2 protein-coding genes and 1 pseudogene are annotated in these 2,517 nt (G+C 62.9%); 2 read left to right on the top strand and 1 reads right to left on the bottom strand.

The annotated features are described in order from the left end of the window. Nucleotides 1-219 (top strand): IS66 family insertion sequence element accessory protein TnpB (gene tnpB, locus SO180_RS42290; protein WP_449384691.1); only part of this gene is annotated, 219 nt, incomplete at its 5' end. 72 nt (nucleotides 220-291) lie between these two features. Beyond that, nucleotides 292-1,719, top strand: a pseudogene (tnpC, locus tag SO180_RS42285) (IS66 family transposase); the annotation flags it as partial. 25 nt (nucleotides 1,720-1,744) lie between these two features. Here the strand turns inward: tnpC and SO180_RS42280 are convergent. Further along, a partial coding sequence (locus SO180_RS42280) for a helix-turn-helix domain-containing protein (RefSeq protein ID WP_449384690.1) occupies nucleotides 1,745-2,517 on the bottom strand: 773 nt, incomplete at its 5' end.

Raw genomic sequence — 2,517 nt, 5'->3', positions numbered from 1 at the left:
TTTCGTTCAAAGCGGGCGGACCGTTTGAAGATTTTGGCCTGGGACGGGTCCGGGCTCGTACTGCTGTGGAAGCGACTGGAGCATAGCGCGTTCCGCTGGCCGCCGATCAGCGATGGCGTGATGCGTTTGTCCGCATCACAGCTCGCCGCGCTAATGGACGGCCTTGACTGGTCGCGCCTGCATGCCCGCGACAGTGCTTCGCCGACTGCAACGTCGTGAACCCTGTGGCCAATTGAATCACGTCGGCCACAATATTCCACAACGGCCCGCGAATCAGCTTGAGTACCGGGAGTGAGCGAGACCACGGATCAGCTTCCGACCGACATCGAGGTGCTGCAGGCGCTGGTTGCCGCGGCACGCGCGGAGCGCGACGCGGCGATCGCAAAGTGCGACGCTGCGATCGCCGAGCGCGACCATGCGATGTCGCAAATGGATCGCCTTCAGCATCTCTTGTGCCAGCTGCAACGCGCGCAGTTCGGTCGGCGCTCGGAGAAGCTCGATCCTGAGCAATTGCAGCTGGCGATCGAGGACATCGAGCAGGCCATTGCTAGCGACGAGGCGGCCCAGGACAGGAAGGACACGGCAGGCGCACACCAGCGTGCCGACAAGCGTCGCGCCAGCCGTGGTTCGCTTCCGGCCCATCTGCCGCATATCGACGTCACGATTGTCCCGGAGGTGACCTGCTGTCCGTGCTGCCGCGCGCCTCTGCATGTAATCGGTGAGGAGACCTCACGGCGGCTCGACGTCGTCCCGGCGCAGTTCCGCGTGATCGTCACTCATCGCCCCAAATATGCCTGCCGGGCCTGCACGGATGGCGTGGTTCAGGCGCCGGCACCAGAGCGGCTGATCAAGGGCGGCTTGCCGACCGAGGCGATGGTTGCCCATGTGCTGGTCGCCAAATATGCCTGGCACCTGCCGCTGTATCGGCAGGCCCAGATGCTGCTGACGCAGGGTATCGACATCAAGCGCTCGGTTCTGGCGTTCTGGGTCGGCTATGCAGCCGCGGAGCTTCGTCCGCTCTGGCTCAGGCTGCGCGAGAGCATTCTGACCGCGGGCAAGATCGCGGTCGACGAGACCACAGCGCCGGTGCTCGACCCCGGCCGCGGCCGCACCAAGAAGGGCTTCTTCTGGGCGATCGCGCGCGACGATCGGCCGTGGGGCGGGGTCGACCCGCCCGCAGTGGCCTACACTTATGCGTCTGGTCGCGGCGCCGTCCACGCGCTCAAGCTGCTCGACGGTTATCGTGGCGTCGTGCAATGCGACGGCTACACCGTCTACAAAACCGTTGCCGACACCGCGCCTGACGCGGCGATCACGCTCGCTTTCTGCTGGGCTCATCTGCGGCGGCGCTTCTTCGACCTTGTCCAGGACGGTCCTGCCCCAATCGCGAGTGAAGCTCTCGAGCGTATCGCCGCTCTCTATGCGATCGAGAAGTCGATCAAGGGCCGCAGCGCCGATGAGCGCCGTGCCGCCCGCCAGGAGCGCAGCAAGCCGCAGGTAGCGGCGCTCAAGATCTGGTTCGAGCAGCAGCTCACCCGCGTCTCGGGCAAAGCGACAATCGCCGAGCACATCCGTTACGCCTTGAATCATTGGGATGGTCTGACGCGCTTCCTCGACGACGGCCGCATCGAGCTGGACACAAATATTGTCGAGCGAAGCATCCGTCCTCTTATCCTTAACCGTAAAAATGCGCTGTTCGCGGGGCATGACGTTGGCGCTTCATACTGCTCATCTGGTGATGCCCTTATAAAGGAAGGAGATTTTGCTGCGGATCTCGAGATATCGGGCGACGTGATCGTCTGGCATCGGCTTCGCGGCACACAGCGTCTCGCTGCAGGTCGGCAAGCTGGATAATCCAGGGCGCTCCGCCGCACAGCTGCCGGGCCGGAAGGGTCCCACTGCTGACCATCCGATAGGCCGTCGTGCGGCTCACCTTCAGAATGTCGGCGGCTTCATCCAACGTAGCTTCGGCGCGCTCGGCTCGTTCACCTTCGCGGTAGACAGGAATGCCGTTGGTGTTGCGGAGACTGCAGACGTGGGATCGCGTCCAACTCGCACCATGTGCAGTTAGCTTGCCGGACCGATTGAGGATCGCAGCGATTGCCGTGTCCGATAATTGCCTCGCCAATACGCGAACGAGATCGAGGACATCGGCTTCGACCGTCCAGCGGGTTTGTCCGATCTTGTTCTTTTTGACCGTCAACTGGGTGTGGTCGCCGCCCTGCCAGTGAATGACGAGCGCCAATGTATCGCCCACGACATCGACGATGATCTCTTTGATAAGCAGCCTGACGATCTTCTTGCGTGTCTCGACGGATGCTCCGGGACTATTCCACGCCTTGGTCAAATCCTTGCCGAGCGTCATCAGCCTCGCGTGATCCGTGGCGGAAAGCGCTGGGGTGTGCTGCCTCTGTTTGAGGGTCTCGAGCTGGACCTCCAGGTCGCGCAGTTGAACCAACTTCTCGTTCCAACGGCGCTCCAACTCACTGGCGACCAGCCGGTTATCGGGATCGACGG

This window comes from Bradyrhizobium sp. UFLA05-112, assembly GCF_053572325.1.
This window is presented reverse-complemented; position numbering and strand designations above follow the sequence as displayed.